The following is a 25,744-nucleotide window of genomic DNA, read 5'->3' on the forward strand; positions in this document are numbered from 1 at the left end:
AATGATTGGGGGTAGTCGAAGCCCAGTGCCTAGGCGATTTCGCTGACAGATAAGGTTGTGGTGGCGAGTTGTTCTGATGAGTGTTACGTTCATGGTTTATGCTGGTTACTTTTCTAACACAAAGTTCAGAACCCGTAACGAGTGGAACGTATCCAAATGGCGGATGGGTATGTTCAAATGGCAGACCCTTACAAAATCTCTACATACCCTTCCGTTCCATTCACGCGAATACGTTGCCCGTCTTTGATCAGTTTGGTTGCATTTTCTACACTGACAACGGCGGGTATGCCATATTCACGGGCGATAACAGCGCCATGGGTCATCAGGCCACCCACCTCGGTGATCAGGCCTTTTATGGAGACAAATAAAGGCGTCCAGCTTGGGTCGGTAAAGGTGGTGACTAATATATCGCCGTCTTCCAGATTGGCAGCCTCCATGGTTAGGATGACGCGGGCTCGCCCCTCAATAATGCCGGACGAAACAGCCAGACCGGCAATGGCATTGGCTGGGAGATTTTCTCGTTTATAGGCACCTGAAAGGACTTCTCCGTCTGACGTAACCACGCGGGGAGGAGTTAGTTTTTCGTAGGATTTGAACTCGTCTTTACGTTGGTCGATAATCTGGTAATCCAGTGTGTGAGTGAGCACAACCTCGCGAAGTTCCTCAAGCGTGAGGTAATAAATATCGTCTGTTGACTGAATCATACCGGCCTGTACGAGCTGTTCGGCTTCTTTCAGTAACGCCTGTTTGTAAATGAAATAGCGATTCACCATGGCGTATTTCGGGTATTCGCGATAACCAGCAAAATTCCGAACCAAATCGATCTTTCGTTTGGTTTCTTCTGTTTTTTGTTCGCCATCCGGTAGTTGGGCCAATCGAGCCAATAACTCCTGTTCTTTTTTTAACGCTTCCTGTTTTCCCTGCTCAAACTTTTGGGTAGCGGCATTTGGTGGAAAATTTTTGATGTTGCTAAGAATCAGTGGGATAAAGGTCGTTGGTTTTTCGCTCCAGCGTGTTCGCGTAATATCAATTTCTCCGGCACATCGCATTCCGTATTTGCTGAGGAAAGTATCGATCGCATTCTTGGCTTCCTTGCCACCAGTAAACGTAACCAGTTCATCCAGCGAGTTATTCTCCTTTACCGTTTGCAGATACTCAATGACTGCCGGGTAAGGGCGGATCACATCGGCGACATCCAAGAGCGCGAGGCCCATCTCTGACGTAATATTGTTTGGCACCGATTGAGAAAGCGTATCCGCTGCATTTTTTTCGCCCAGCCACTCCTCCATATTGGCATTGATCCAGGATGCGGCATTCATCGCTGTCATAATCACGCCAAAACTTTGTGAATCAGCCAGGCTCTGCCTTAATTGATCCTTGTCGTCCAGAATAAAGTCAATTACATCCGGCCCCGATTTTGTTTGGATGGCCTGTTTTAACTCGTTTATCGATGTTTGACTGTGCGTAATCAGCTCAGAAACGATGGCCGGATCGTATTCCGTTAGGGTTTTAAAATCGGCAGACGACTTATCGGTATTGGGTTTGCCGGAACTCTGTTTCGGCTGATCCGGTGGTAAGGAAGGGAACATATCTCCCCGCTCCAAAAGGGTCATAAGGGCATCTTTTACGAGCGGATCGGATTTGCCCAGAACATTAAACAAAATTTCCCGGCCCTCAGCGGACGTTACCATTTGCGTGACATCAACAAACAACCGCCCGCCAGCTATATACATAGGACGGGCAGCGGTCAGCTGCCATAACGATAAGCCCAATGGTTTCATGGCGTCGGTCATCATTTGCTGATGACCGACCGATACATAGACACGCGGTTCGGTATTATTCGCTTCAGGATCGCCTGCCGCAGGAATCGGGAATAGCGTAGTGATGGGCCGACTCTGGACACTATAAAACGTGTCATCGGCCAAACACCATTCGATGTCCTGAGGGCTGCCGAAATGAGCTTCGATTGTTCTGCCCATAGCGGCAAGCTGTATAATCTGGTCATCCGTCAGCGCTGGCTTGTTTTGTTGCTCAGGTGAAAGCGCCTGCTGGTTCGTGCCGCCCTCGTTTAAAGCATAAATAGCCAGTTTCTTGGTGGCTATTCGCTTATCGGTAACCTGACCGTTGCGCACTTTATAGGTATCCGCATTGACAAGTCCAGAAACCAATGCTTCGCCCAATCCGAAGCTGGCATCAATGGATATTACTTTCCGGTTAGACGTGACGGGGTCGGCCGTAAATAGAATACCTGCCGTTTGCGGGAAAACCATCTTCTGCACCACTACCGCCAGCTGGACTTTACGATGATCGAAGTTGTTTTGAAGACGGTAAATGACCGCTCGCTCGGTAAACAACGATGCCCAGCACTTGCTGATATGCGCCAGAATTGCCTCTTTCCCGATAATGTTCAGGTATGTATCCTGTTGGCCTGCAAACGAGGCCGTCGGTAAATCCTCCGCTGTTGCACTGGATCGTACGGCGTAGGCATTTTCTTCGCCAAGCCGAGACAGGTGACTAGTGATTTCGTCAGTAATGTCATGAGGAATGGCGATCCCTTCGATAACTCTACGAATCTCACCACTCAATGCACCGATTTTATCCCGATCTTCCACCATCAGGAGCGACAACTGATCCAGCAGTTCTTTAATCGACGACGTTTCCCCAATGACCCGTTTAAATGCTTCGGTAGAAATGCAAAAGCCAGCCGGTACAAGGATTCCTTCGATTCTGGAAAGCTCCCCCAGATTCGCACCTTTTCCGCCGACCAGGGTAAATTTTGTTTTGTCAATATCTTGAAAGTCAACTAGGTAAGGGCTTGTGTTTTTCATGTCTATTTTTCGTTGAGGGTATTTGTAGTTGCGGTCATTATGTCGATGGCCTTTGAAAAGTAGGTGGCGATGACGTTGATTTCCTCGTCGGAGAATGAAGCGAGCAATTCTCCTGACTTGCTCCGGAATTCCTTATAAAGCGGTGCGATAAGTGCCATTATGTTCTCCGTGTTTGGCACAATGATGACCTTACGTCGGTCGTCTTCCGCGAATTGCCGTTGCACGAGGTTTTTCTTCTCAAACCGGTCGATCAAGCCAGTAACGGCACCTGTTGTCAGGCCGGTTAAACTGGCTAGTTCGCCCGCTGTCATCTGTCCTTTTTGTAAGAGAAATCCCAGGTATTTATGATCAGTCCCCGGAAGTCCTGCCTTTCGGGCAACAGCTTCGTGCATCTGAATAGAGGTGTAAGCATACTGTTGACTGAGCTTTCTTACCGCGTCATGATCCATAATTATCTTTGTTGCTAAATATCTTAGTGGCAAAGATAATGTTAGCTAGATAATCTATCCAAATCGTTTTGGAAAAAACTAGCACAGGAATGGTCAGAGAGGGCTATTGGGAGTCAATTCGTAACGTAGCTCTACCATACCGCTTTTGTAGGCTGTTACGTCTTTAAGGTGAAAGGGTTGTTCTTGAGGCATCTGCTCGAAAAAACGGATTCCGTCGCCTAGCGTAATGGGCAAAATGGATAGTCTTAGTTCGTCCACCAGTTTTAACTGGATAAACGCCGTTGCAAGCGCGGGGCCACCCACCACCCAAACCGTCTTGTAGTTTGGTTTCAGACGTTGATTTACCAGGTTGTACAGATCGCCCGAATACGTTTCAACGGTTGGTCTGTCGATTGGCAGGTCTCGCTGGGTGACTACAATGGTCGGTACGTCGCCATAGGCCCACCCGTATGCTTTTGACAGATCCAGCGCGTGCTCGTAGGTGCGCGATCCCATTACATAGCAATCGATTGTTTTGAGAAACTCCTGGGTTGCCTGTTCGGTCAGTTCAACGCCTTTTTCGTAGTAGTCGGGCGTCTCAAACCAGGAAACGCTGTTGTCTTTTTTCGCAACAAATCCGTCAAGGCTTGATACCATGTGTATGGTAACCGTAAATGGGGCTGGCGTACCTGAACTGTCATCTAACATTGGCTACAACGGTTTTGGTTGACTAATGGCTCAAAGTCCCACATCGCCTGTTTTTCGATAAAGGCAGATTCCCAAAACTCAAAGATATCGCTGTCATTCGCCATACTCGTATATCAACCAAACTTCCTATTAACATTGCCGTTGACGGCTACAGAGATAGGAACATCTTAAAGCTGTTTAGTAATTAGAAAGCTACACCAATCTAAACAGCAATAAACAGGGCAAACCTGTGTACTGCATTCAAGCAAACCCTTTAAGATTATTCAGTTAAACGAAGCTCTGAACTCCAGCGGACTCTGGTTGGTCTTGGCTTTGAATAATTTATTGAAGGACTGCGAGTGCTCGAAACCTAATTCAAACGCAATCTCGCTGACAGACAATTCCGTGGTTGACAGGCGCTCTTTGGCTTTTTGGATCAGCTTTTCGTGGATGAGTTGCTGTGTCGTTTGTCCGGTGAGTTGTTTGAGTAAACTGCTCAAATATTTGGTAGAAACATTCAGCGTTTTGGCAATCTGCTGAACCGTGGGTAGCCCGTTGGAAATCAAGTCCTCCCCATTGAAGTAATTCGTCAGCATATCGTCTAGCCGTTCTAATAGCTTACTGTTGGTTATTTTACGAGTGATAAACTGACGCTCGTAAAAACGCTGTGCATAGGTGAACAGCACCTCCAGATGAGCAACGAGGACATCCTGACTGAATTTATCGATATTGGCATTGTACTCCTGTTTGATGGTATCGATAATACCGTTGATGAGGGTTTCTTCCTTGTCGGACAGAAACAGAGCCTCATGGGCAGAATAACCAAAGTATTCGTACTGTTTTATCTTTCTGGATAGGGACGTATTCCACAAAAAGTCGGGATGAATAAACAGCATCCAGCCTTCGAGCTGATGCGGCACACCACCTTCCTCACCCCGCAGAATCTGGCCAGGAGCCATGAACGCCATCAAGCCCTCATCAAAATCGTATTTCTGCTGCCCATACAGGAGTTTATCGCAACCTCGTTTCAGCGAAACCACATACAGATCAAAAATAACGGCATTGATAGCTGGGTCCGCTTTAAGGTCTTTCAGATCGATCATGCCGATCAAAGGATGATGAGGTTGGGGGAGGCCCATCAACCGATGTATTTGTGTTATGGATTCGATTCGATACGGTTTCGGCGTTGCCATGGTACAAAGCGGTTTCAAAATTTAAACGGATACTTTAACCAAATCAAAACCAGCGGCATGGCGAGAAACGGAATTTCGACCAACGCCATTGTTGTATTGCCCGCTCGCAGCGACAAAGCCATAATCAGGACAATGGTTACTGCATTTAGTAGATTACTGATGAAAAAGGTTTGCGGAAAAAGCAACATCAGTCCGATAACGATAGATAACGCGCCAAAAAACGGCATAATGGCTTTACTGATACCTAAATCAGCCATCATTTTGGTTTGTTCAGCGTTGGCGGGCTGGAAGGCATCCCAACCGTGTTTGATGCTCAGGAATGCTGAAACTAAAATAAGGAGTATGCTTATAATTTTCATTGGTTAACTGGTTTTACGGTTTATTGAACTCGTTTGAATTTCATTGTCTGTCCCAGAAGAGAAATGCCTACATAGCCGCGAAATTCTAATTGGTTGATGCTTTTTAATTTTGCTTTCAAACTGTAGGTTCGCCCATCATCTCAGGTTCTTGCTGACCATACATAAATGAAGCTCCCATTTTACCTGATTGTGAAATGATAAATCTGGGTGCCACTCGGCTCAGAATCCGCATTAATTTGGCAAGACCAGGATAAATCTCCTCTTTATCAGTTTGCATTCCTTTGATGGCTGCATCGACTATCTTTTCAGGAGCCATCAACGCACTCTCACTAAAGCCGTCTTCGTTTCGAAATTTGTCGTTCAGGGCGGTGGAAGAACCGGGAGCCACAAGCTCAATCACGCTGATGTTGGTATTTTTTAGTTGTACCCGTAACGCTTGTGTATAGGAGCGAAGCCCCGATTTGCTTGCACTATAAATGGGGGATATTGGAAACGCCATTAGCGCAATACCCGACGTAACATTGAGGATAGCAGCCGTTTTTTTTGTTTTGAGATGCGCCAGGAACTGTTGAACCATCCGGATAGGACCGATCAAATTAATGTCTATCTCACGGGTAATGTCAAACAAGTCGTGGGCCTGATGGAGACTAATCTTCCGCATCTCTCCCGCATTGTTGATGAGGATATTCAGGTCAGGAAATTCCCGGATGACCTTGTCGTATAAACTGACAATATCGTCGGCCTTACTTACATCACTCTGTATAGTATGCACAGCCGGTAGTTTACGCTTTACTTCCTGAAGTTTTTCCGCATTTCTACCGGTGATAATCACGGTGTTTCCCAGTGCACTAAGCCTGGAAGCGAACTCATAGCCGAAACCACCTGTTCCGCCCGTAATAAGAATGGTGTTATTTTCTAGTTTCATCGTTTCTGTATTCTGACGCTGCAAATTTCAATAGCAGCCCGAAAACAGATGTAGTCGAAAGTCGAAATGTTGTAGTTGAAAGGGAAGGTCCTATAGCGAGAGGTTAGTTAGCTCTCTGCAAAATCCCAAACGACGTTTACCCTTAAAAACTAACTGTAGTTAGGCTACTACTTTCTGGATGGGCGGACAATCTCGTTGAGCAGAATGGTCAGGTCATTGTTCATCAACTGAAGCTCAGTGGCCAATTGCCCCAGCATTGTCGAACGGACGGTTAAATCTTCGGCTGTATAGAGATCACCATCCCCAAAATAATCAACCTCTTTACGACTGGACTTCCGGGTTCGCTTGGCATCTGCGTTGAGCGAGACCAGAATATCCCATCGGCTCCGTAGCCCCTTAATCACGGAGGGGGTACCCGCCGATTTAGGCTTGTTGAGGTAATACCAGACCAATGGCGGAAAAACGGTCGACGTAGTTGGGGGCATCCAGATATCCCGTAGTGGATTGCGCAGGTGACGATAGTCGGCTTTGGGTGGTTTTTGTAACAACGATGTGATGCCTAAACTGGCTTCGGCCAGCCCACCACCAATGCCAGTCCACTCGCCGGCATCATCGTGATCGCCCAGTTTAAGAAACCCAACCATCAGGGCGGTTAATGCACCCGTGGTAATGGCGCTAATGGTCATGCGCTTTTCCCGGCTGTTCTCCTGACGGGTTAGTAACGTCGCCGTCAATGCAGCCCGTTTACTATCACAGTCGACCAGGGCAACTGCCGTAGCAATATCGAAGCTGGCCAGTTGAAGCTGGTCGGTTATTTTCTGCCGAATTGCCAGGTACTCGTTTGAGGCTGGCTGATCGGGATTTTGCTGTTGTTCCAGCCGCGTGATACGTATCAGCAATGGCGTGAGCCCTACGGCCTGCGCCATTCGAAGGCCGCGCTCACCGTAGCGATGCCTGAGCAGCGAATCGTCCGGTGAACCCATTTGTAGGTCAATGGGGTGAAAGACGTAGCCCGACGTACCGCTGGAATCGATGACACAATTATCACTAGCCACTTTTGCCAAGGTAGACGCTGTTTGTCGGGAAGTTAGACAGCCGGTAAGCGTGGTCGCAAAAAGTAAACTTATCAGGAAACAGACTATAGGATAAAGTCGATGATTTTTCATGTAGTCAATTCAGTTGTAGAAAGAATATTACCTGTTGCCTGGTAGAAGTTAGGTTTTCTGTGCACTCGTTTCTGGAACAAAAAACCATAAGACACCCAGGGCGACAACAGCCAGCGCGGCTAGGGTTAGGAAAGCGAAGTGGTAGCTCGTACGTTGCAGCAGGGCCCCGGCAAATGCATTGCTAAGCGAAGCCCCCAAGCCAACCGCCGTGGAAATGGCCCCCTGTGTGGTGTTGAACAGTCCGGAGCCGCGCGTCAGATCCGAAACAATCAGGATAGACAAAACTCCAAAAATCCCTGCACCAACGCCGTCCAGAATCTGAATGGCAACCAATAATATTGGATCACTGGTCAGCGTATAGAGTAGTCCCCGAATGGGTAATACAGCAAAGCCAATGAGCAGTAGACGCTTACGCCCCTTTGGCGCTAATTTGCCAGTCAGATAACTAACGGGAATCATGACGAGCTGCGCCACAATGATACAGGCTGACATATAGGCCGACGACGCGCCCGCATTGATCCCCTGAGCCAGTCGCTGACCAAGCAGAGGCAGCATTGCAGCATTGGCAAAATGAAAAAGTATACAGGCCAGGGCAAAAAACAGGATGGACCGATTGCCGAGCACAGCTCGCCAGCCGGAAGGTTTATCGTCATTAGCCTGCTCCTCTTCCTCTGTACAACCTCGGGCCAGTTGATGATCAATGTCTTTTTCCTGAATGCGCCAGACTGAAAGGCTACTCAGAATAGACATGGCGGCCAACAGCAGGAAAATTCCCTTTGTACTGACATAATAACCCAGCAATCCGGCCAGCAGGGCTGCAAATACGTTACCGGCATGATTGAACGTTTCGTTGCGGCCAACTCGTCTGTCCAATGCTTTAGGCCCAACCAATCCCAGTGTAATGGCGGCTACTGCGGGGGCAAACCAGGCGGCTGCTACACCCATAATGGCTTGCCCTCCCATGATTACCGGGTAGGTTGGCACAGTAATCGTGATGACAGCGGCCAGGGCAATCAGAAGTGAGGCAATGATCGAGTAGACGCGCTTCCGTCTGGTTCGGTCGACCAGGGCGCCCGCTGGTGTCTGAGCAATTACAGTGGCAATTCCCATTACCGACATGGCAATACCGATATCCTGAGCCTGCCAATGTAGCGTCGTTAATAAATAAATAGCCAGATAGGGACCAAGCCCATCCCGAACATCGGCTAAAAAGAAATTGGCGGTGTCCAGTGCCCGCAGGCTGGTTTTGCTGGGTTGCCGGGTAGTTGGTTCAGGCGATACGTTAACCATTTTTTAATGGAGCACTTGCGTTGAGTAAAATGAATGGTGAGACTCCTCACTCAGGTTGCGTAAATTTCGTACCAGCCTATACCAATGGGTTTAATTATGGGCTACCTCTTGATTTTCAAGAAATAGCTTCATCGGTCTTCTGGTAATTACTCAGTCGTGTTGTAGAGAAAAATACCTAATAATGTTTCCTGTTATGCCCATGTTTCTGTGAGTATTCTGGCATGATGCGTGTGCCATCATAATCGTGAGCATACAATCAAAAGATTACGTGGCCTAAACAGAAGACGATTGACTACTTGCGGGGATCGGAGAGGCTTCTACGATGGTCTGTTTCTAAAACCTGCCCTTTGCCAAAGGGTGCATATAAGCGCTTATGGCTGCGTATCATAATTGTGACTTGATTATTTATGAAGGCAAACCTACAGCCACTGTCTAAAGACAGTATGAGGAACGAATTAATTTATCTTAAGCTCCAGATTAAGGAGCTGTATCCCTAGCTCTGACAAAGTTTAGCTAAAACTTTGTCAGAGAGTAGATTCAAAACTTGTTTACAGATTGATTTACGGATTATCAAATTAAATTGAGTCCTAACTCTTTCAAAAATTCATTGTGTTTGTCGGTATTGATTTTTATAGTTTCATTAATCGAAGCCAGTTTCTGACTAACATCGTTTAGGTCAATTTTTACTTCATCGATTGACGTGCTGACGTATCGGGAAATATTCAGATTGTAATTATTCTGTTCAATTTCTTCTATGGAGACTCTTCGGGCATAGCGTTCAATATGTTCCGGTCTGAACTGATACGTCTCTACGATTTTTTTAATGTGTCCCTCGTCTAAAGCGTTTTGTCGTTTGCCTTTTACGTAATGCTCACTGGCACTGATAAATAATACATCATCCTGTCTTTTACATTTTTTCAAAACCAAAATACAAACGGGAATACCTGTTGAATAAAACAGGTTGGAAGGCAAGCCAATAACGGTATCGATGTGGTTGTCTTTCAGTAGTTTGGTGCGGATTCGTTCTTCGGCACCACCCCGAAACAACACGCCGTGGGGCAAGATGATGGCCATGGTGCCTTCTTCTTTTAAGAAATGAAACCCATGAAGCAAAAACGCAAAGTCGGCGGCTGATTTTGGGGCTAAGCCGTAACTTTTGAACCGAAAGTCTTCGGCCAGCGTATCGTTTGGCTCCCAACGCAAACTAAACGGTGGATTGGCAACGATAGCATCAAATTCTGTTTTTTTCGATGGATTCGGTTCATCTAACAAATCCCATTGATTGAGTAACGTATCGCCGTGAAAAATCTCGAACTCAGTATCTTTCATACCGTGTAAGAGCATATTCATTCGGGCAAGGTTGTAGGTCGTGATGTTCTTTTCCTGACCGTATAGTTTGCCAATAAACCCTCCATTGTCTTTTACCCGATGTCTGACATTGAGCAACAAAGAGCCCGAACCACAGGCAAAGTCGAGAATTTTGTCGAACTTCTTTTTAGGACCTGCCGAGGGATCCTGGCTGTCCAGGGCTACAATTTCTGAAAGGATGGTAGAGATTTGTTGCGGTGTATAAAATTCCCCCGCCTTTTTGCCGGAACCTGCTGCAAACTGGCCAATTAAATACTCGTAAGCATCGCCCAGGGTATCTGAATCAGTCGAAAAATCGGCAATGCCTTCCGCAATTTTCTGAATGATCGTGCACAGCTTTTTGTTTCGATCTGGGGCCGTTTTTCCGAGTTTGTCTGAGTTTAAATTGATTTCAGAAAATAATCCCTGAAAGGCGCTGTCAAACGATTCATCCTGAATGTATTTAAAGCCTTTATCCAGAGTGGCTAACAATTCGTCATCCTGCGTTCTTGCCATTTCTGTGATGTTACTCCACAAATACTGTGGCTTAATCACGTAGTGGACCTTTCTCCGCATTTGCTTTTCAAATTCGTCAATATCATCAGGATTGTTCTCGTACCACAGTTGCAATGGTGTGGTTACGCCAAATTCTGAAATGAGAAATGTGGGGGTTTCGGGATAATCTGAGCCTAATTCCTTTTTTGCCGCTTCTTCATAATTGTAAGACAAATACCGAAGAAAGAGAAACGAAAGCATATAATCACGGAAATCATCCGCATTCATGGCTCCTCGTAAATCATCTGCTATTTTCCAGAGGGTTTTACCTAATTGTTGCTGCTGTTGTGTCATTCTGTTACTTGAATTTCTTCGTTAAATATTTCGGGAAAGCGAAACGAATACTTTGTTAGAAAGCCTTCCAGAATTCGTTTGAAAAGGTCTTTGTTGTCATCACCCATCTCTACGGGATCGAATATGGAATATTTGCCGTGACTGAATAATTGTAAGGCCCGCTCAAAAAGTACTTCATCTTCCTGCCGTAGGCTTCCTATACAATCATCAATCCGGTCATAACCAAAAAACGTGGCGGTTTTTTCCAGAATACTCCGCAACGAATTGAAATGATACGTGTAGATTTTATTCGATTCGGCAACTTTCTTCAGTTCGCTCAGGATAGCTATATGATGAAAAAAAGGCGTGTCGTTGGTGTCCTGCAAGGCATAACCGTTGGCTCCTTTGTTGTGCAGAAAATAGCGTTTGTTCTTCACCTTTCGACCAAACTCGTTGTAGAGTACGTTGAAAAACAGGCTGTGGTGAGTTGAAATCACTGTTTTTATCTCGTTACCATCGGTTGTGAGTAAATTGCACAGATCGCAGGCTACGGCAATGGCGTTGTTTTCGTCAAGCGATGATATGGGATCGTCTATGTAGATATACTTTACCCAACTGTAGGCAGGGTCTTTGTCGATGGCTAATTGACAGATAGCCAGAAAAAAGCACCAGATAAATAAGGTTTCTTCCCCTCTGGAGATTTTAATGTTTTCTACGGTTTGCTCGTTGCCGTCAACAAGGATACTTCTTGAAAACGTTACTGTCGACGTATCGTAGTCAATATCAAATTTTAAATCGACATAATTAGTTAGGAACGATTCAATTTTGACATCTAACTCTAATTCACGTAGCCCATTAAAAAAGGCAGAGTCTGCATTGAGTTTGAGTGTCCGGTTGGTGTCATTTTCCAGGTCGTTATTCCAGGAAAACAAATCTTCCGTAAACGCATTGAAGTACAAGGTATCCCGACTTGTTACGTTACCATCGGCATCGAAGGCTTTTCCGGCTTGTTTAAACTCCATCGAAAGCCGGGTTTTACCCGTGCCATTATGCGCAAAGAATAAGATAAGGTCTTTTTCTCTGCGATTATTGCCCGTTAAATCTTTGCGAAAGTCCTGAGCTATCTCGGCTAAGGTGGCGAAATTAGTGACCGTACTCATTCGTTACTCATCCATTTTAGGAAACAACGCCTGCATTAACCCTTTTTTATGTAGTTTCAACTGATCTATTTTATCTGCTTGTGCTGCAATGAGTTCGTCTAATGAAGAAAGGCAGGAAGCGATTTTTTTTTGCTCGGAAAGCGTAGGGAAGAGAAATTTTATTTGCAATAATTTCTCTTGATTTAAATTATCTTGAGCTACTCCTTGAGAAAGATTTTGTATTTGACTTTTATATTCATCAAATAAGTACTTAATAAAAAGCCCGTCCGCTACGTCATTATTGGGAACTAATCCAATTATACTGTCAGGAAAACACGCTTTAATTTTTAAAATTGCAGTTTCTGCTATGTTTGCAGCAATAGTTATACATAGTGTTCCTTCATTCCATAATTTACTTTGCTTCAGGCCTTCCTCTGAATAAGTTTGATTATATTCAGTTAAGTACAAAGCTGCCTTTTTTATATCACCTGTTTGCACAAATGGGTATTTACCACCATATAAAAATGTTGCGTCTCTCGGCCTGTGCTTTGATTTTCCTCTTCCAATTTCCGAAAGTTCTCCTAACTTCTTCTCCTTCCAATCCCCATCATTCACAAACTCTGGAAAACGATACTGAGGAACAGTTTCTCCTTCTTGCGGAAAAAGGTTTTGCATCAAGCTTTTTTTGTGCTCTTTGAGTAACTCTAATTTCTGGCTGTGTGCTGTAATTATTACATCTAAAGAAGAAAGGCAGGAAGCGATTTTTTGTTGTTCTGCTTTTGAGGGTATCTGAATTTTTAGATTTTTTAATTGGCTTGAATATAGATGCACAACTGATATTCCTTGTGCCATTTTTGATATTTCTTTCTTTTTTGCATTGCTCAAATAATAAGAAAGGAAAATTCCATCAGTATTTGAACGAATTATATTTAAATCGCCACCTAATGCGATCCCGGCTTTCATTACACATGAAGCTGTAGCAATGTCCTCTTTTGTTTCACCTGAGGAAGGGATAATTACATCATTTATTTGACTTAAAATCAAATCTTCTGCGGGAGCATTTGTGTATGAAATTACTTCATTGATTGTTTCTTTATAATGAGTGTATAGCTGCCCATATCTAATACATGGTAATATTCCCTTTTCAACTATATCAGACTTTGAAATTCCTTTCCCTTTTAAAAACGTTGCAACTTCGTCTAATGTCTTTTCCTCCCATTCCCCCTCATCCTTAAACTCAGGAAAGCGCAATTCGGGTATTACTTTATTTTCTTCACTCATTTGTTCTGAATTTGGATTTTTAGGATTGGATGATTTTAGGATTTTTCCTCGGATGAAATCCTGTCATCCTTTAATCTTGATTAGGATTTTTAGGATTTGAGGATTTGAGGATTGTAGGATTTTTTACTATTCGGCTCTACTAATCCTATCATCATTCAATCCGTTTAATCCTAATTCTGATTTCATTTCGTTCAACACCAGGGTCTGCAGCTCCTCTTTCGGCAGCAAAAGCTGGTATTCGGCTACGCCAATGGGTTTGTTGATGTCTTGTAAGGCTATTTCTACGTCCAGATGGTCTTTGTCGGCGCAGAGAATAATCCCAATCGACTGGTTCTCGGTTTCGCTCTTTTCCAATTTATCGAGCAGGGAAAGATACAGGTTCATTTTGCCCACATACTCGGCTTTGAAACTGCCTATTTTGAGTTCAATGGCTACCAACGACCGCAGGCCCCGGTGAAAGAAAAGCATATCTACAAAATATTCTTTGCCGTTGTATTCCAGTCGGTATTGGTTGCCAATGAACGAAAACCCTTTGCCCAACTCCAATATAAACGCCCTGATTTTGGCGATCAACCTGTTTTCCAGTTCCAGCTCTTTTACGGGTTCGGTAATGCCCAGAAACCCCAGATTGTACGAACTTTTAAAAACTTCATTGGCATAGTCGGCACTGGCTTCCGGCAACGTACTACTGAAATTGTGGAATTTTAGTTGCTGTTCAGCACGGCTATAACTGTCCATCTTAATGGCGTTGAGCAGCAAATCCCTAGACCATCCTTTTGTCAGTACCTCGTTGGCATAAAATCTGGCCTCATCTGGTGATTGTATCTTATCCAGCAACAGGAGGTTATGTCCCCACGGCAAAACTGCCACGGCCTGTAGCAGTTTTGTGTCTTCCTGGTAGTAACGCTCGTAAAAGCGTTTCATATTCCACAGATTCCGAGGTGACAGGCCCATGTCCGGGAATTCGTTTTTGAGGTCAACGGATAACTGCTTCACCACGCTACTGCCATATCCTTCCGCCAATTGCTTGTCAAACAACAATTTGCCCAACTTCCAATACACCGAATTGGCCGTACTGTTTACCTGCCTGGCCAGCAACGTCCGGGCAACGCGGATTTCGGCGACAGCTTGTTGCAGTATTTCGCTATACGCTGCTTCGTTTATAGCTGCTGGCGTACTGTTATCATCGTTCATTGTGTGATTTTTCATTCGTCTGGATCTACTCATATGCTGCCAATCCTGAAATTTCACGTCCCTGCGCTACTTTTTTCAACTGCGGTACCAAGTCCTCCATCAGGGCCAGCTCTTTGACTCTACGGGCTTTCCAGCTTAAGGCTAACGGTTCTAAAAGATCAGTCAGTTTTTCACCGTCAAAAATCATCCGGTTCAGGATGTTGTCCACAAAGGCTTTCAAGGCTGCTGTTTGTAATCCGTGTTTGTGAGCAATGGTAGCGAGTTCGTTGTCGTACTTGTTGTCCTTAAACGTCTCGTACCCTTTGCGTAAGCTGTCCACATCTTGCCCGCTGTTCCAGTCCAGACTATTGATGTATTCCGTTAGATCTTCCTGTTCGTCCATCAGGTTGGCGTTAGAACTCAGTAAGCTGATGACCTGTGTTTTAGTCATTTTTTGCTTATTGGGTTTCTTTTGCGTACTGTCGGCAATCAGGTTCATGATGTAGTCGTAATCAATTACGGCAGACGCAAACAGGACAAATTCAAAATCCAGTTGCTGAATCTGGGGCGGTGCCTGATCGCCTTCCTTCTGCTGAATTTCCCGCAGTTGTTTGGCCGTTTCCAGGTAGGAGCTACGAAACTCCTGCAAGGTTTCTTTGGGCAGAATGGCTTCTATGGTTGCCTTTTGGGTCTCGTCCAGGTCGGTGTACTGATCAAGCTGCGTTTTGAGCCGTTGCACTTCCTTGAAGTTTTTTACAAACGCAATCCGGGCCGCATCGCCTTTCAGGTTGTATACTTCTTCGGGTTCGTTGAGCAGATTATGGGCTTCCATAAAAATACCTAACTTCTCCACGGCTTCTTTAAATTGATGGATCACCACTGGGGCAGGATCAACCATCCATATTTCTTTCGCACGTGCGTACTCCTCACCCGAAAATAGGGCAATGGCCTGGTTAACGGCCTCCTGCTGCGAACGGAAATCCAGAATATTGCCGTACGGTTTGGTATCGTTCAATACCCGATTGGTTCGGGAAAAGGCCTGGATTAGCCCGTGGTATTTCAGGTTTTTATCGACATACAAAACGTTCAGGTATTTGGAATCAAAGCCCGTCAGCAACATATCCACCACAATGGTAATGTCGATCTTGTTTTTGTGCGCGTAGTCTTTATTGCTGTATTTCTGGTCTTTGATACGCCGTTGAACATCTTGATAATACAAATCGAATTCATTGATGCTATGATTGGTACCAAACTGCTTGTTGTAATCCGCAATAATTTCCGTTAGCGCTTTCTTTTTCTCTTCCGGATTTTGCTGGTTGTCTTCTTTTTCCTGCGTTAAATCTTCCTGAAGCTGTTTGATATCAGCAGCGTTTTTCTGGCTTTGCTGATCGCCCTCTTTGGCAATCAGTTGAGCAGGCGGAGAAAACACACAGGCAATAGTCAGCGGAATATAGTCCGGAGTTTCGTTTCGTTTCTTTTTCTGAGTTTCTTTGAAAAGTCGGTAATAATCAATCGCGTTGTTGATCGAAGCCGTTGCCAGTATGGCATTGAATTTACGCTGGTTAGTAGCGGCATTGTGTTTTGCCAGAATGGCGTCTACCACCGCTTGTTGCGCAACCGCTTCGCCCGGTTTGGCCTGCTGATCACCTTTCCCTTTGAAATAATCAATGTGAAAACGCAATACATTTTTGTCTTCTATAGCATGGGTAATCGTATAGGCATGTAATTGCTTTTCAAAAATATCCTTAGTGGTTTTATACGAAGCGTATTCACCTTCACGGATGTTATACGTAGCATTTTCATCAAAAATAGGCGTGCCTGTAAACCCAAATAGCTGAGCCTTTGGAAAGAATTCCTTAATGGCTTTGTGGTTGTCGCCAAATTGCGAACGGTGGCACTCATCGAAGATGAATGCGATACGTTTGTTACGCAACGGCTCCAGACGTTCTTTGTAGTTTTTCTTATAGGTGCCGTCGAGCGCTAACCCTAATTTTTGAATGGTCGTGACAATGACTTTATCCGCATAGTCGGTTGAGAGCAAACGCCTTACCAACGTTTCGGTATTTGTATTTTCTTCTACGCTACCTTCCTGAAATTTATTGAATTCCTCGCGTGTCTGTCGGTCCAGGTCTTTTCGATCGACGACAAACAAACATTTCTCGATGTCGGGATTATTTTTTAACAGGGTAGAGGCCTTAAACGATGTCAGTGTTTTTCCGCTACCCGTAGTGTGCCAGATATACCCGTTACCTCTATTGTCCTTAATACAATCGACAATGGCTTTTACGGCATAAATCTGATAGGGTCGCATCACGAGCAATTTCTGCTCACTTTCCACCAGTACCATATACTTGCTGATCATCTCACCAAGGGTACACTTGGTTAAGAACGTATCGGTAAAATCGTGTAAGTTGTTGATTTTTTTGTTGTTAATGTCGGCCAATTCATAGACTGGCAGAAACTGCTCGTCAGCGTTGAAGGTAAAATGTTGATTCTTGTTATTCGCAAAATAGAGCGTTTTACTTCCGTTGCTCACGATAAACAACTGCATAAAACAAAGCAGCGAGTTCCCGTAACCGTTTCCTGGCTCGTTTTTGTAATCCACAATTTGCTGAATGGCTTTACGTGGTGAAACGTCTAGTTTTTTTAATTCGACCTGCACCACAGGCAAGCCATTAATCAGCAAAATAATATCGTAGCGTTGATGACTATTTTCTGTATTGATCCGTAACTGACTGATTACCTCAAAGTCATTTCTGCACCAATCTTTAATATTTACCAATGTGTAATGAAGGGGCGTGCCGTCCTCCCGTTGAAAATACTGCCGTTCACGCAAAAGTTTAGAAGCAATAAAGACATCGGGATTGATGATTTCTTCACGTAGCCGAAAATATTCACTGTCTGTTAATCGAACCCGATTTAATGCGTCAAATTTTTGACGGAAGTTAGTTTCTAATGATTTCCGATCAGTAATATCAGGACGATAGATATATTTGAGCCCTTTTAACTGCTCAATTAGTTTACCTTCTATCTGGGTTTCTTTATTCATTCCTCTTTCAGTAAATCTTTAGCAGTAACGTCAAGAATTTTGGCGATTCGAAACAAGTCTTCGATGCTGGGCTGTCTCACATTGCGAGCATACTCATTTATAGTATTGTAGCTTTTATCTAGCTTTTTCGCAAGCCAGGTTTGTGAGATACCTTTCTCGTTCAGAACTTCTCTAATCCGGTTCATTGGAGCCTGGTTGTGTCTATAGAGGTCAAATAGAAGTCAAATGTAGCACAAATACACAACAATACAGTGACTATTTACACTATATTATTGTGTATTTTCAGTGTTAGACTTTTCTTGCCTGGAGAAGGCGTATGTGAATAATACCAAATCAATGATGTCTTTTCTGGCTCGGGGTTTTATTAACTAAAACGTTCTGTTTTGCAATGAGCGACTATTTATCCGTTGAGTGGACTCAGCTAAACCCCAAGAGTACTACTTCGGTAGATTCCTGCTTTAAACGTATCGGTAATAAAGCCAGATTGCACCCAGCGTACAAAGTAATGGTATCGTCATGACCAGGGCACCCAGTTTGAGAAATTCCCATGCGCTGACCGACTGGCCTTCCCGGCGCAGCGCAACCAGCCATAATATCGTAGCCAGCGAACCTGTAACTGACAAATTGGGGCCCAAATCAACGCCGATCAGAATCGCACTTTTGATCACCTCAGGAACCTGACCAGCCTGCACGACTGTGCCTGCAATCAACCCGGCAGGTAGGTTATTAACCAGGTTACAGGCAATTGCTACACCGACGCCACTCAACCAGGTTGTTTCCGATACTGACTGGGCTGTATTGGTCCGTAACAGCGTAGTTAGCTCCTCAATAACACCGGTCTTAGCCAGGGCTTCCACCAGCACAAACAGCCCTGCTACCAGCGGCAGCACAGCCCAGGACACGTCTTTGATAACGACCCAGGGATTTTTTCTGGCCCTGATCAGCACCAGCGCGGAGGTGAGACAACCGGTTATAGCTGTGGGTAGACCCAGCGGTTCATCAAGCGCCGACGCCCCCAGCAGAATAAGCGCGGTTATGGTAAGACCGATAATGGCTAAACGCCCACCCGGCGACAGGGTCGGAATGAAAATATCCTGCGCAATAGACTCTCGTAACTCATCGCGCTGGGTGAAGCGCAGGATTGTGTAGGTAGTGGCAACCGATACAACGGAGGGCAATGTATAATAGCCTAACCAGACTACTAAAGGAGGCATGTGCGTGCCGTAAATAACCAGATTGGCTGGGTTAGAGATCGGCAGTACAAACGAAGCGGCATTGGCGATGAAGGCACAGATAAACAAATAGGGCAGTGGATTCTTAACCTTCGCCGTTTTAACGGCGGCCGCTACGGCTGGAGTAAGCACAACGGCTGTAGCATCATTGGACAAAAAAGTCGTAACCACGATACCTACCAAATAAATTAACCCGAAAAGCCGGATGGCCGATCCATTAGCCTGCCTGGTTGCATGGGCTGCCAGCCAATCGAAAAGCCCCTCTTCCCGAGCTGTTTCGGCGAGCAGCATCATGCCGATCAGGAACAGGTACACATCCGTTCCTTTGGCAATACCCGACAGACCTTCAGCAGGGGTAATCAGGCCAAGAATGAGCAAGAGGGTTGCCCCAGTAACTGCCCAAATGAATTCAGGTATTTTTAAAGGGCGAATGATGATTCCACCAATCGACAAAATGGTAATTATCCAGATAATACTATGAGGCATATGAATGGTAAGTAATCAAATGATGCAGGTCACTTCAGGCATGGCCGTGTAGAGCAGATTAACCAACGGAGCCAGTAATGGTTTCACCATGCTTAAGCGCAAAGCTGTAATCATCCGTAATCTTGAAAAGGGGTCACTACAAAACATCGCCCAGAATACCCTAAACTCCCAAACGTAGTTCTTCAACCCAATTAATTTGTAAAATGTAACATGGGCAATTGAACATGTAACATGCTTTTTGTATGTTTTGGATTATGTCAATATACTTTTGTCCTCAATTGTTATTATATGACCCTTCGTATCGTGAATGTTTCTACCGATGACAAAATGTTACAGAAAACCTTTGGCAAACGAAAGTAAGATGAGTTGATCTTTGGAGTGTTTTATGCCTAAGCTGAGCTTATCCGGGAGGATGCAATGGTAAATTTACTAAAGCTATCGTAGGCGCTAAGACTTTAAGTTGATGCAGATGTTTTGGTGGCAAAATAAAAAGTATAATACATGCCTCTCAGGATCGTAGTTTATATTTTTTGGCTGTGGTGTCCATTAACCGCGCTAGCCCAGTCCGGTAAGATGTTTACGGTCGAAAACGGTCTATCGGGTAGTGTGGTTAGAGATATCCATCAGGATCGAAGCGGTTTCTTGTGGATTGCTACCGAAGACGGCTTAAACCGGTTTGACGGGCTAACATTCACAGTATACAGGCACGATAAAAAAAACGACACCGGAATTTTAAATAACCAACTTCAGACTTTATACGAGGATAAGGCTGGTAGAATGTATGTTGGTTCAATCGATGGCTTACAGTATTACGACCCTGCAAGGGATACCTTTCATAAAATCCCCCTCAAGCTGGCTGATGGGACTTCCGTAAGTACCCGTGTCGTGAGCATCTGCGAACGAAAAAATGGCGATATTCTGGTCGGAACCTCTGGTCGTGGCCTCTTTAAATTGACCTGGAAGGAAGGTCAGTTATTGGGGCAAAAAATGCAACTGAATATCCATACCGATCTGCTAATCAAAGTTTTTGAAGATACTGATCAGAACTTGTGGATATCTACTGAAGACAAAGGGCTGTGCCGATTTGATGGGCGTTCGGTCAGATCCTTTTTTGAATCCAAAAAAGTGCAGAATAATGTGGTAAAGAGCATCTGTCAGGATCGATATGGACGCCTGTTCGTCGGTAACATGAGTAGTGGGCTTTATCAGTATGACTCTGCCAGTCAGACATTTATTGTCATCCCTTATCATGGGCGTACAGATCTTTCAATCGAGGAGTTAGTGGTCAATCGGAACAATCAAATTCTTATGGCTACCAGCGGGAAAGGATTGAAGTATTTTGATCCGGCTACCAACCAGATTCTGGATGTGAACACGAATGTGATCAGCTTTGATTTCTCTAAATCCAAGGTGCATTCCATTCTGGAAGATAGATCTGGTAATGTATGGATCGGAATTTTTCAGAAGGGACTATTACTGCTTTCAGGCAACCCTAATCGGTTCGGTTACATTGGTTACAAATCGGTCAGCAGTAATACGATCGGCTCAAGTACCGTCATGGCTTTATTTCAGGATACTCAAAAAACAATTTGGGTAGGTACCGACAATGATGGTCTATATGCACTTTCTCCTGGCTCTGCCACGAGTGTACACTACCAACCCGATACGGACGGTGGTCCTGTACCCGCCAATATTATGGCCATTTATGAGGATTCAAGGAACAATCTCTGGCTTGGTTCCTATTTAAGTGGGCTGGCAAAATTTGACCGGAAAACAAAAAAGAGCAGCTATATCAGTAAGCTTGTTGATAAAAATGGCGACAACGTCCAGCGGGTCTTTAGTATCAAGGAAGATTCCAGGCAGCAACTTTGGATAGCTACGATGGGTTCTGGTTTATTCTGCCTGAATCTTTCCTCCGGAAACGTCAAAAACTTTGACGCGATACCCAGTAAACTGCCCCAATCTACCAAGAATCAGATTCCGAGTAACTGGATCAATTGTCTGCTCGTTTCTAAAGACAATAAGCTGTTTATTGGGACGTTCGATGGGCTGGCCTGCCTGGATCTGGATACAGAAAGTTTTGTTTCCACCTTTGGCAGTAATGGTCTCTTGAGAGGAGTCGTCATCTATTCCCTGTTTGATGATACGAAAGGCAACTTGTGGCTGGGCACATCTCACGGATTGAAAAGGCTCAATCGTTCAACCAAGGAGATTACCTCATTTGACATAGATAATGGCTTACCCAGCAGTCTGATCTCCGCCATTCAGGGTGATAATGATGGCCATTTATGGCTTAGTACCAATCGGGGTTTGTCGAGGATGGATCTGGCAACCAATACGTTTATCAATTTCTACTCGGCCGACGGCCTGCAGGGCAATCAATTTAGTCAGGGAGCATCTATAGAAGCTGAGAATGAGGAACTTTATTTCGGCGGGGTCAATGGAATTACCCAGTTTAAACCTGATGAGATTCGCGTTGCCAATAAACGGCTTTCTGTACAGATTGTTGATCTCTACATCCACGATAAACCGGTCCGAAAAGGTACAACGTCAGGTGGGTATCAAGTTATTGATACAACTGTCAATAATGCCAGCGAATTTCACTTGTCGCATCTGGATAACTCATTCACGCTGGAGTTTTCGACGATGGATTTTATTGATGCCGAACGGGTTGCCTACTTGTATTCCATCAATGACAACGACTGGATAGAACTACGTCCAGGCTCTAACCGATTGACATTCGATAACTTAGCTCCTGGAACCTACGTGTTTCGGTTAAAGGCCAAAGCCAATAAAGCCATTTCCGATATTCATCAGGTAACCATCCTTATTCACCCGGCCTGGTATTTATCAATTTGGGCGAAGGTTGTCTATGGCTTACTGATCCTGAGCCTATCAGGGCTAGTGTATCGAACGATTCGCAACCGGCGACGGATCAAGGAGGAAATGTTGGCTCATCAACGACTGGAAGAAGTTAACGAAGCCAAGCTCCAGTTTTTTATCAATATTGCCCATGAGATACGAACTCCGTTGACGCTGGTTGTCAGTCCGTTGCAAAGACTAATTAACCAGGATCAGGATAAGGAGCGGAGGCACCTGTACGACATTATGGGGCGGAATACAAAACGTATACTGGATTTGGTGAACCAGTTAATGGATATCCGCAAGATTGAAAAAGGGCAAATGGCCTTACAGTTGGACCGCGTTGATATGGTTCATTTTACAAGCGAAATCTGTCAGTTATTCGAAGAGCAAATCCAGGCCAAACAGATTCACTTTGGCATGGATTTGCCAACGGATCAGGTTTTTGCCCGTATTGACCCCCTGAATTTTGATAAAGTGCTCATTAATATCCTGTCGAATGCGTTCAAATTTACCCCTGTCGATGGGACAATTCGGGTAGCCTTGACCGTAAAACCAAGCCCAAATCAACAGGATCTGGTTATTGCGATCGAAGATTCGGGTCAATGCATTAATGAGGCCGAGACGGAACGGATATTCGACTGCTTCTACCAATCAGCTGACCACCGCGATTACAATCAATCTGGCACAGGCATTGGCCTTCATCTGGTAAAACAACTGGTACAACTGCATGGGGGTACTATTCGGGTCGAAAATAAAGAGCCCATTGGCTGCTGCTTTTCTATAACACTGCCTGTCGAAGAAATCGTTGCTGTCCAAGCCCCTGGTATGGCGACCTTGGACGGCAATCAGCACTTACCTGAACCCAAAATGGAAGTGCCATTGGAAGCCAGGCTGAAAGGGAAATTGAAACGTGTGGTCATTGCCGACGATGACAGCGAGATATGTAATTACCTAATTGACGAGTTATCTGGTGAGTATACCGTATTCTCCTATGCCAATGGTGAAGAGGCCTATAAGGGAATATTGAAAGAAAAACCAGACCTGGTTGTCAGTGATGTTATGATGCCCGTGATGGATGGCATGACGCTTTGCCGTAAGATGAGAGCCAATCCCTTGATCAATCATATACCGATTGTACTGTTAACGGCCAAAACTGAGGAATCGACTAATGTTCAGGGACTTGAGCTGGGCGCGGATGCCTACATCACCAAACCGTTCAACATGGACATCTTGCTGAAAACGATTAATGGCCTGATCAGAAACAGACAGATTCTGAAGAACAACGAACAGGAACAGCACTATCAGGAAGAGTTCATTTCAAAGATCAGTATTAAGGCCTCTGAGGAAAAGTTGCTGGAAAAAGTCCATCTGATCATCAATCAGAATCTGGCCAATCCTGAGTTGAGTGTTGAAATGATTGCCAGTGAAATAGGCATCAGTCGGGTGCATCTGCATCGTAAACTGAAAGAACTGACCAATTTAACGACCAGAGATCTCATACGAACGATTCGGCTAAAACAGGCAGCGGAACTACTTCATGTTAAAGGACTAAGTGTTTCAGAAGTTTCGTTTGCTGTAGGCTATTCGAACGTAAACAATTTTTCCGTCGCGTTTAAAGAGCAATATGGCGTAGCACCAACCGGCTACGCAGCGCAACGTGATACCTATAAAAGAACTAAGGTTATCGGTTGACGTGTGTATGTTTTTTTCTATTCTGAATTAAGTGTTTATCCCTAAACTTCATGACTTCCGACGATCATTTGTTATGGCAATTATACCGTGAGGGCAATAAGAAGGCCCTGGGTCGACTGGCTGAACGCTACTACCGTACGCTGAAACACTATGGTCTAAAGTTTATGGTGGATGAAGACGTAGTTGAAGACTGTATTCAGGAATTGTTTTTACAACTCTGGCAAAATCGCTTGCAGATTAATGAAACAGAGTCGGTTAAGCATTACTTGTTAAAAGCACTCAGGCATCATGTAATGCAGTATTTACGAAGTCTGAAACGGCTGAATCAGGAAGATCTGGATTGGGATAATTCAATAGCTGATGAAACGGATTCGGAAACGCTATTGATTCAACGGGAATCTCTTACGCTGCTTGTTAATACCATACAGACTCAATTAGCCACTTTACCAAGTCGTGAGCGGGAGGCTCTCTACCTACGCTTTTACGAAGACTTATCCATTCCGGAGATTGCCGAAATGATGAATGTTAACCGGCAGTCGGTTTCTAACTTTCTGCAGAAAGCCCTCAATAAGCTTCGTAATCAGTGGCTTGTCCATACGTTTCTAATTAGTTGCATTTTTTTTCAAAAAAATTTCCTTTAAGTAGGGTATCGTCGGGGCTATTCTTCATACTATCAATGAAAATCGAAGAAAAGTACCAATGTCCCGTTCTTTCGAGAATTTTTCCACGGTTGAGGATTTTTTAGAAAACGACGCTTTTCGGATCTGGGTCACAGAACGGCGGTCGGAAGATCAGGTATTCTGGCAACAATGGCTAACGCAGCATCCCGAAAAAAGGGAACTCTATGAGCAGGCTGTTGCCACATTTCTGGTGCTTCAGGGCAAACAGTATTCGATTTCAGATCAACAGGTAAAAGGTAAAATAGAAGACCTATTAAATCAGCTTCCCGACACCCCAACGGTTGTAAAGCCGCTAGGTAGCTGGCAATGGGGGAGGTGGGCAGCCGTCGCTGCGGTAGTTGGTCTGACTATATACTGGCAATTAGGTGGCCCACTTCCCAGGTTATTGGCCGTAGCTAGTAAGCAGGAAGTGCAGCCTACAGGGGATATGGGCTGGAAACTGGTAAAGAATGAAACAGGACAGCCCGTAGTTGTGCTGTTGCCGGATAACTCTTCGGTAGTGCTGTCATCAGGAAGCCAGTTGCGATTTCATAAACAAAGCGCGCCTAAGGTTCGGGAAGTGTATTTGCAGGGAGAGGGCTTTTTTGAAGTGAGTAAAAATCCGGCTAAACCATTCATCGTTTACACCGCCAATCTGACAACGAAAGTACTAGGAACCAGTTTTCAGGTCCGTTCTTTCGACAAAGAAACGGCAGCGTATGTGAAAGTAAAGACAGGTAAAGTTTCTGTTACCCCGGTCGATTCGCCTGACAAGCCGATTCTGCTAGCAATGAACGAACAACTTAGCCTGGAAACCAAAACCGATAAACTAGTTAGACGTACTGTTGTACCATCGAAAGAAAATTTATCATCTATTGTCAATCAGCCATTTACGTTTGCGTTTACCCCCGTACCTGAAGTGTTTACTCAGTTAGAAGCCAGCTATAATATGCCCATTCGCTATGATCGACACTTGCTTACTAACTGCACCTTTACAGGGCATCTCAACGATGCTCCTTTTATAGAAAAAATCAGGTTAATCTGTCTAACAATCGAGTCTACATTCGAAATTATTGATAACCAGGTTATTATACACAGTCGTGGATGTAATTAATTG

Annotated in this window: 19 protein-coding genes; 3 read left to right on the forward strand and 16 right to left on the reverse strand. The window is 44.7% G+C overall.

The genetic code is table 11. From position 1 onward, the window contains the following. Positions 1 to 188: 188 nt before the first annotated feature. The 16 genes from ppsA to H3H32_RS35630 all read right to left on the reverse strand — a co-directional run bounded on the left by ppsA (position 189) and on the right by H3H32_RS35630 (position 19,411). A complete protein-coding gene (gene ppsA, locus H3H32_RS35555) occupies positions 189 to 2,828 on the reverse strand; it encodes a phosphoenolpyruvate synthase (RefSeq protein WP_182460423.1) in 2,640 nt (879 codons plus the stop codon). Positions 2,829 to 2,830: 2 nt separating this feature from the next. After that, on the reverse strand, positions 2,831 to 3,277 hold the full coding sequence (locus H3H32_RS35560; protein WP_182460424.1) for a MarR family winged helix-turn-helix transcriptional regulator: 447 nt from the start codon (positions 3,275 to 3,277) through the stop codon (positions 2,831 to 2,833). 93 nt (positions 3,278 to 3,370) lie between these two features. After that, positions 3,371 to 3,964, reverse strand: coding sequence for a dihydrofolate reductase family protein (locus tag H3H32_RS35565; protein ID WP_240543590.1), 594 nt, complete (start codon positions 3,962 to 3,964; stop codon positions 3,371 to 3,373). A 263-nt stretch (positions 3,965 to 4,227) separates the two neighbouring features. Next, complete coding sequence (locus tag H3H32_RS35570) at positions 4,228 to 5,136, reverse strand: helix-turn-helix domain-containing protein (protein WP_182460425.1); 909 nt, start codon at positions 5,134 to 5,136, stop codon at positions 4,228 to 4,230. A gap of 14 nt (positions 5,137 to 5,150) precedes the next feature. Then, a complete protein-coding gene (locus tag H3H32_RS35575) occupies positions 5,151 to 5,495 on the reverse strand; it encodes a hypothetical protein (protein ID WP_182460426.1) in 345 nt (114 codons plus the stop codon). 20 nt (positions 5,496 to 5,515) lie between these two features. Further along, positions 5,516 to 5,614 carry a DUF2147 domain-containing protein gene (locus H3H32_RS38365; RefSeq protein WP_182460427.1) on the reverse strand — a complete coding sequence of 33 codons (99 nt, stop codon included), beginning with the start codon at positions 5,612 to 5,614 and terminating at the stop codon, positions 5,516 to 5,518. Next, positions 5,611 to 6,420, reverse strand: a complete 810-nt coding sequence (locus H3H32_RS35585) for an SDR family oxidoreductase (protein WP_182460428.1) — start codon at positions 6,418 to 6,420, stop codon at positions 5,611 to 5,613. Before H3H32_RS35585 ends, H3H32_RS38365 begins: the two co-directional genes overlap by 4 nt. Positions 6,421 to 6,587: 167 nt before the next feature. After that, on the reverse strand, positions 6,588 to 7,586 hold the full coding sequence (locus tag H3H32_RS35590; RefSeq protein WP_182460429.1) for a hypothetical protein: 999 nt from the start codon (positions 7,584 to 7,586) through the stop codon (positions 6,588 to 6,590). A 48-nt stretch (positions 7,587 to 7,634) separates the two neighbouring features. Then, positions 7,635 to 8,876: an MFS transporter gene (locus tag H3H32_RS35595; protein ID WP_182460430.1), complete on the reverse strand. Its 1,242-nt coding sequence runs from the start codon at positions 8,874 to 8,876 to the stop codon at positions 7,635 to 7,637. A gap of 570 nt (positions 8,877 to 9,446) precedes the next feature. Further along, complete coding sequence (locus H3H32_RS35600; protein ID WP_182460431.1) at positions 9,447 to 11,072, reverse strand: type I restriction-modification system subunit M; 1,626 nt, start codon at positions 11,070 to 11,072, stop codon at positions 9,447 to 9,449. Beyond that, positions 11,069 to 12,211 carry an AAA family ATPase gene (locus H3H32_RS35605; RefSeq protein WP_182460432.1) on the reverse strand — a complete coding sequence of 381 codons (1,143 nt, stop codon included), beginning with the start codon at positions 12,209 to 12,211 and terminating at the stop codon, positions 11,069 to 11,071. The genes H3H32_RS35600 and H3H32_RS35605 overlap by 4 nt, the downstream gene beginning before the upstream one ends. 3 nt (positions 12,212 to 12,214) lie before the next feature. Further along, positions 12,215 to 13,471 (reverse strand): restriction endonuclease subunit S, encoded by a 1,257-nt coding sequence (locus H3H32_RS35610; protein WP_182460433.1) that lies wholly within the window; start codon positions 13,469 to 13,471, stop codon positions 12,215 to 12,217. A 126-nt stretch (positions 13,472 to 13,597) separates the two neighbouring features. Continuing rightward, the gene (locus tag H3H32_RS35615; protein WP_240543591.1) at positions 13,598 to 14,680 is read right to left on the reverse strand and encodes a PDDEXK nuclease domain-containing protein; all 1,083 of its coding nucleotides are present in this window, start codon (positions 14,678 to 14,680) and stop codon (positions 13,598 to 13,600) included. A gap of 10 nt (positions 14,681 to 14,690) precedes the next feature. Further along, on the reverse strand, positions 14,691 to 17,693 hold the full coding sequence (locus tag H3H32_RS35620) for a type I restriction endonuclease subunit R (RefSeq protein WP_182460434.1): 3,003 nt from the start codon (positions 17,691 to 17,693) through the stop codon (positions 14,691 to 14,693). Further along, positions 17,690 to 17,878, reverse strand: a complete 189-nt coding sequence (locus H3H32_RS35625; RefSeq protein ID WP_182460435.1) for a helix-turn-helix transcriptional regulator — start codon at positions 17,876 to 17,878, stop codon at positions 17,690 to 17,692. Before H3H32_RS35625 ends, H3H32_RS35620 begins: the two co-directional genes overlap by 4 nt. A 273-nt stretch (positions 17,879 to 18,151) precedes the next feature. Beyond that, complete coding sequence (locus H3H32_RS35630) at positions 18,152 to 19,411, reverse strand: arsenic transporter (RefSeq protein WP_182460436.1); 1,260 nt, start codon at positions 19,409 to 19,411, stop codon at positions 18,152 to 18,154. Between the two features lie 573 nt (positions 19,412 to 19,984). On the opposite strand from H3H32_RS35630, the gene H3H32_RS35635 reads away from it, so the two are divergent. The 3 genes from H3H32_RS35635 to H3H32_RS35645 are packed head-to-tail and all read left to right on the forward strand — an operon-like array spanning position 19,985 to position 25,741. Continuing rightward, positions 19,985 to 23,968 carry a two-component regulator propeller domain-containing protein gene (locus H3H32_RS35635; protein ID WP_240543592.1) on the forward strand — a complete coding sequence of 1,328 codons (3,984 nt, stop codon included), beginning with the start codon at positions 19,985 to 19,987 and terminating at the stop codon, positions 23,966 to 23,968. A 50-nt stretch (positions 23,969 to 24,018) separates the two neighbouring features. Continuing rightward, positions 24,019 to 24,609, forward strand: coding sequence for an RNA polymerase sigma factor (locus tag H3H32_RS35640; RefSeq protein ID WP_182460438.1), 591 nt, complete (start codon positions 24,019 to 24,021; stop codon positions 24,607 to 24,609). A 58-nt stretch (positions 24,610 to 24,667) separates the two neighbouring features. After that, complete coding sequence (locus H3H32_RS35645) at positions 24,668 to 25,741, forward strand: FecR family protein (protein ID WP_182460439.1); 1,074 nt, start codon at positions 24,668 to 24,670, stop codon at positions 25,739 to 25,741. Positions 25,742 to 25,744: the final 3 nt, after the last annotated feature.

Source organism: Spirosoma foliorum (assembly GCF_014117325.1).
In the GTDB taxonomy this organism is placed as follows: Bacteria; Bacteroidota; Bacteroidia; order Cytophagales; family Spirosomataceae; genus Spirosoma; species Spirosoma foliorum.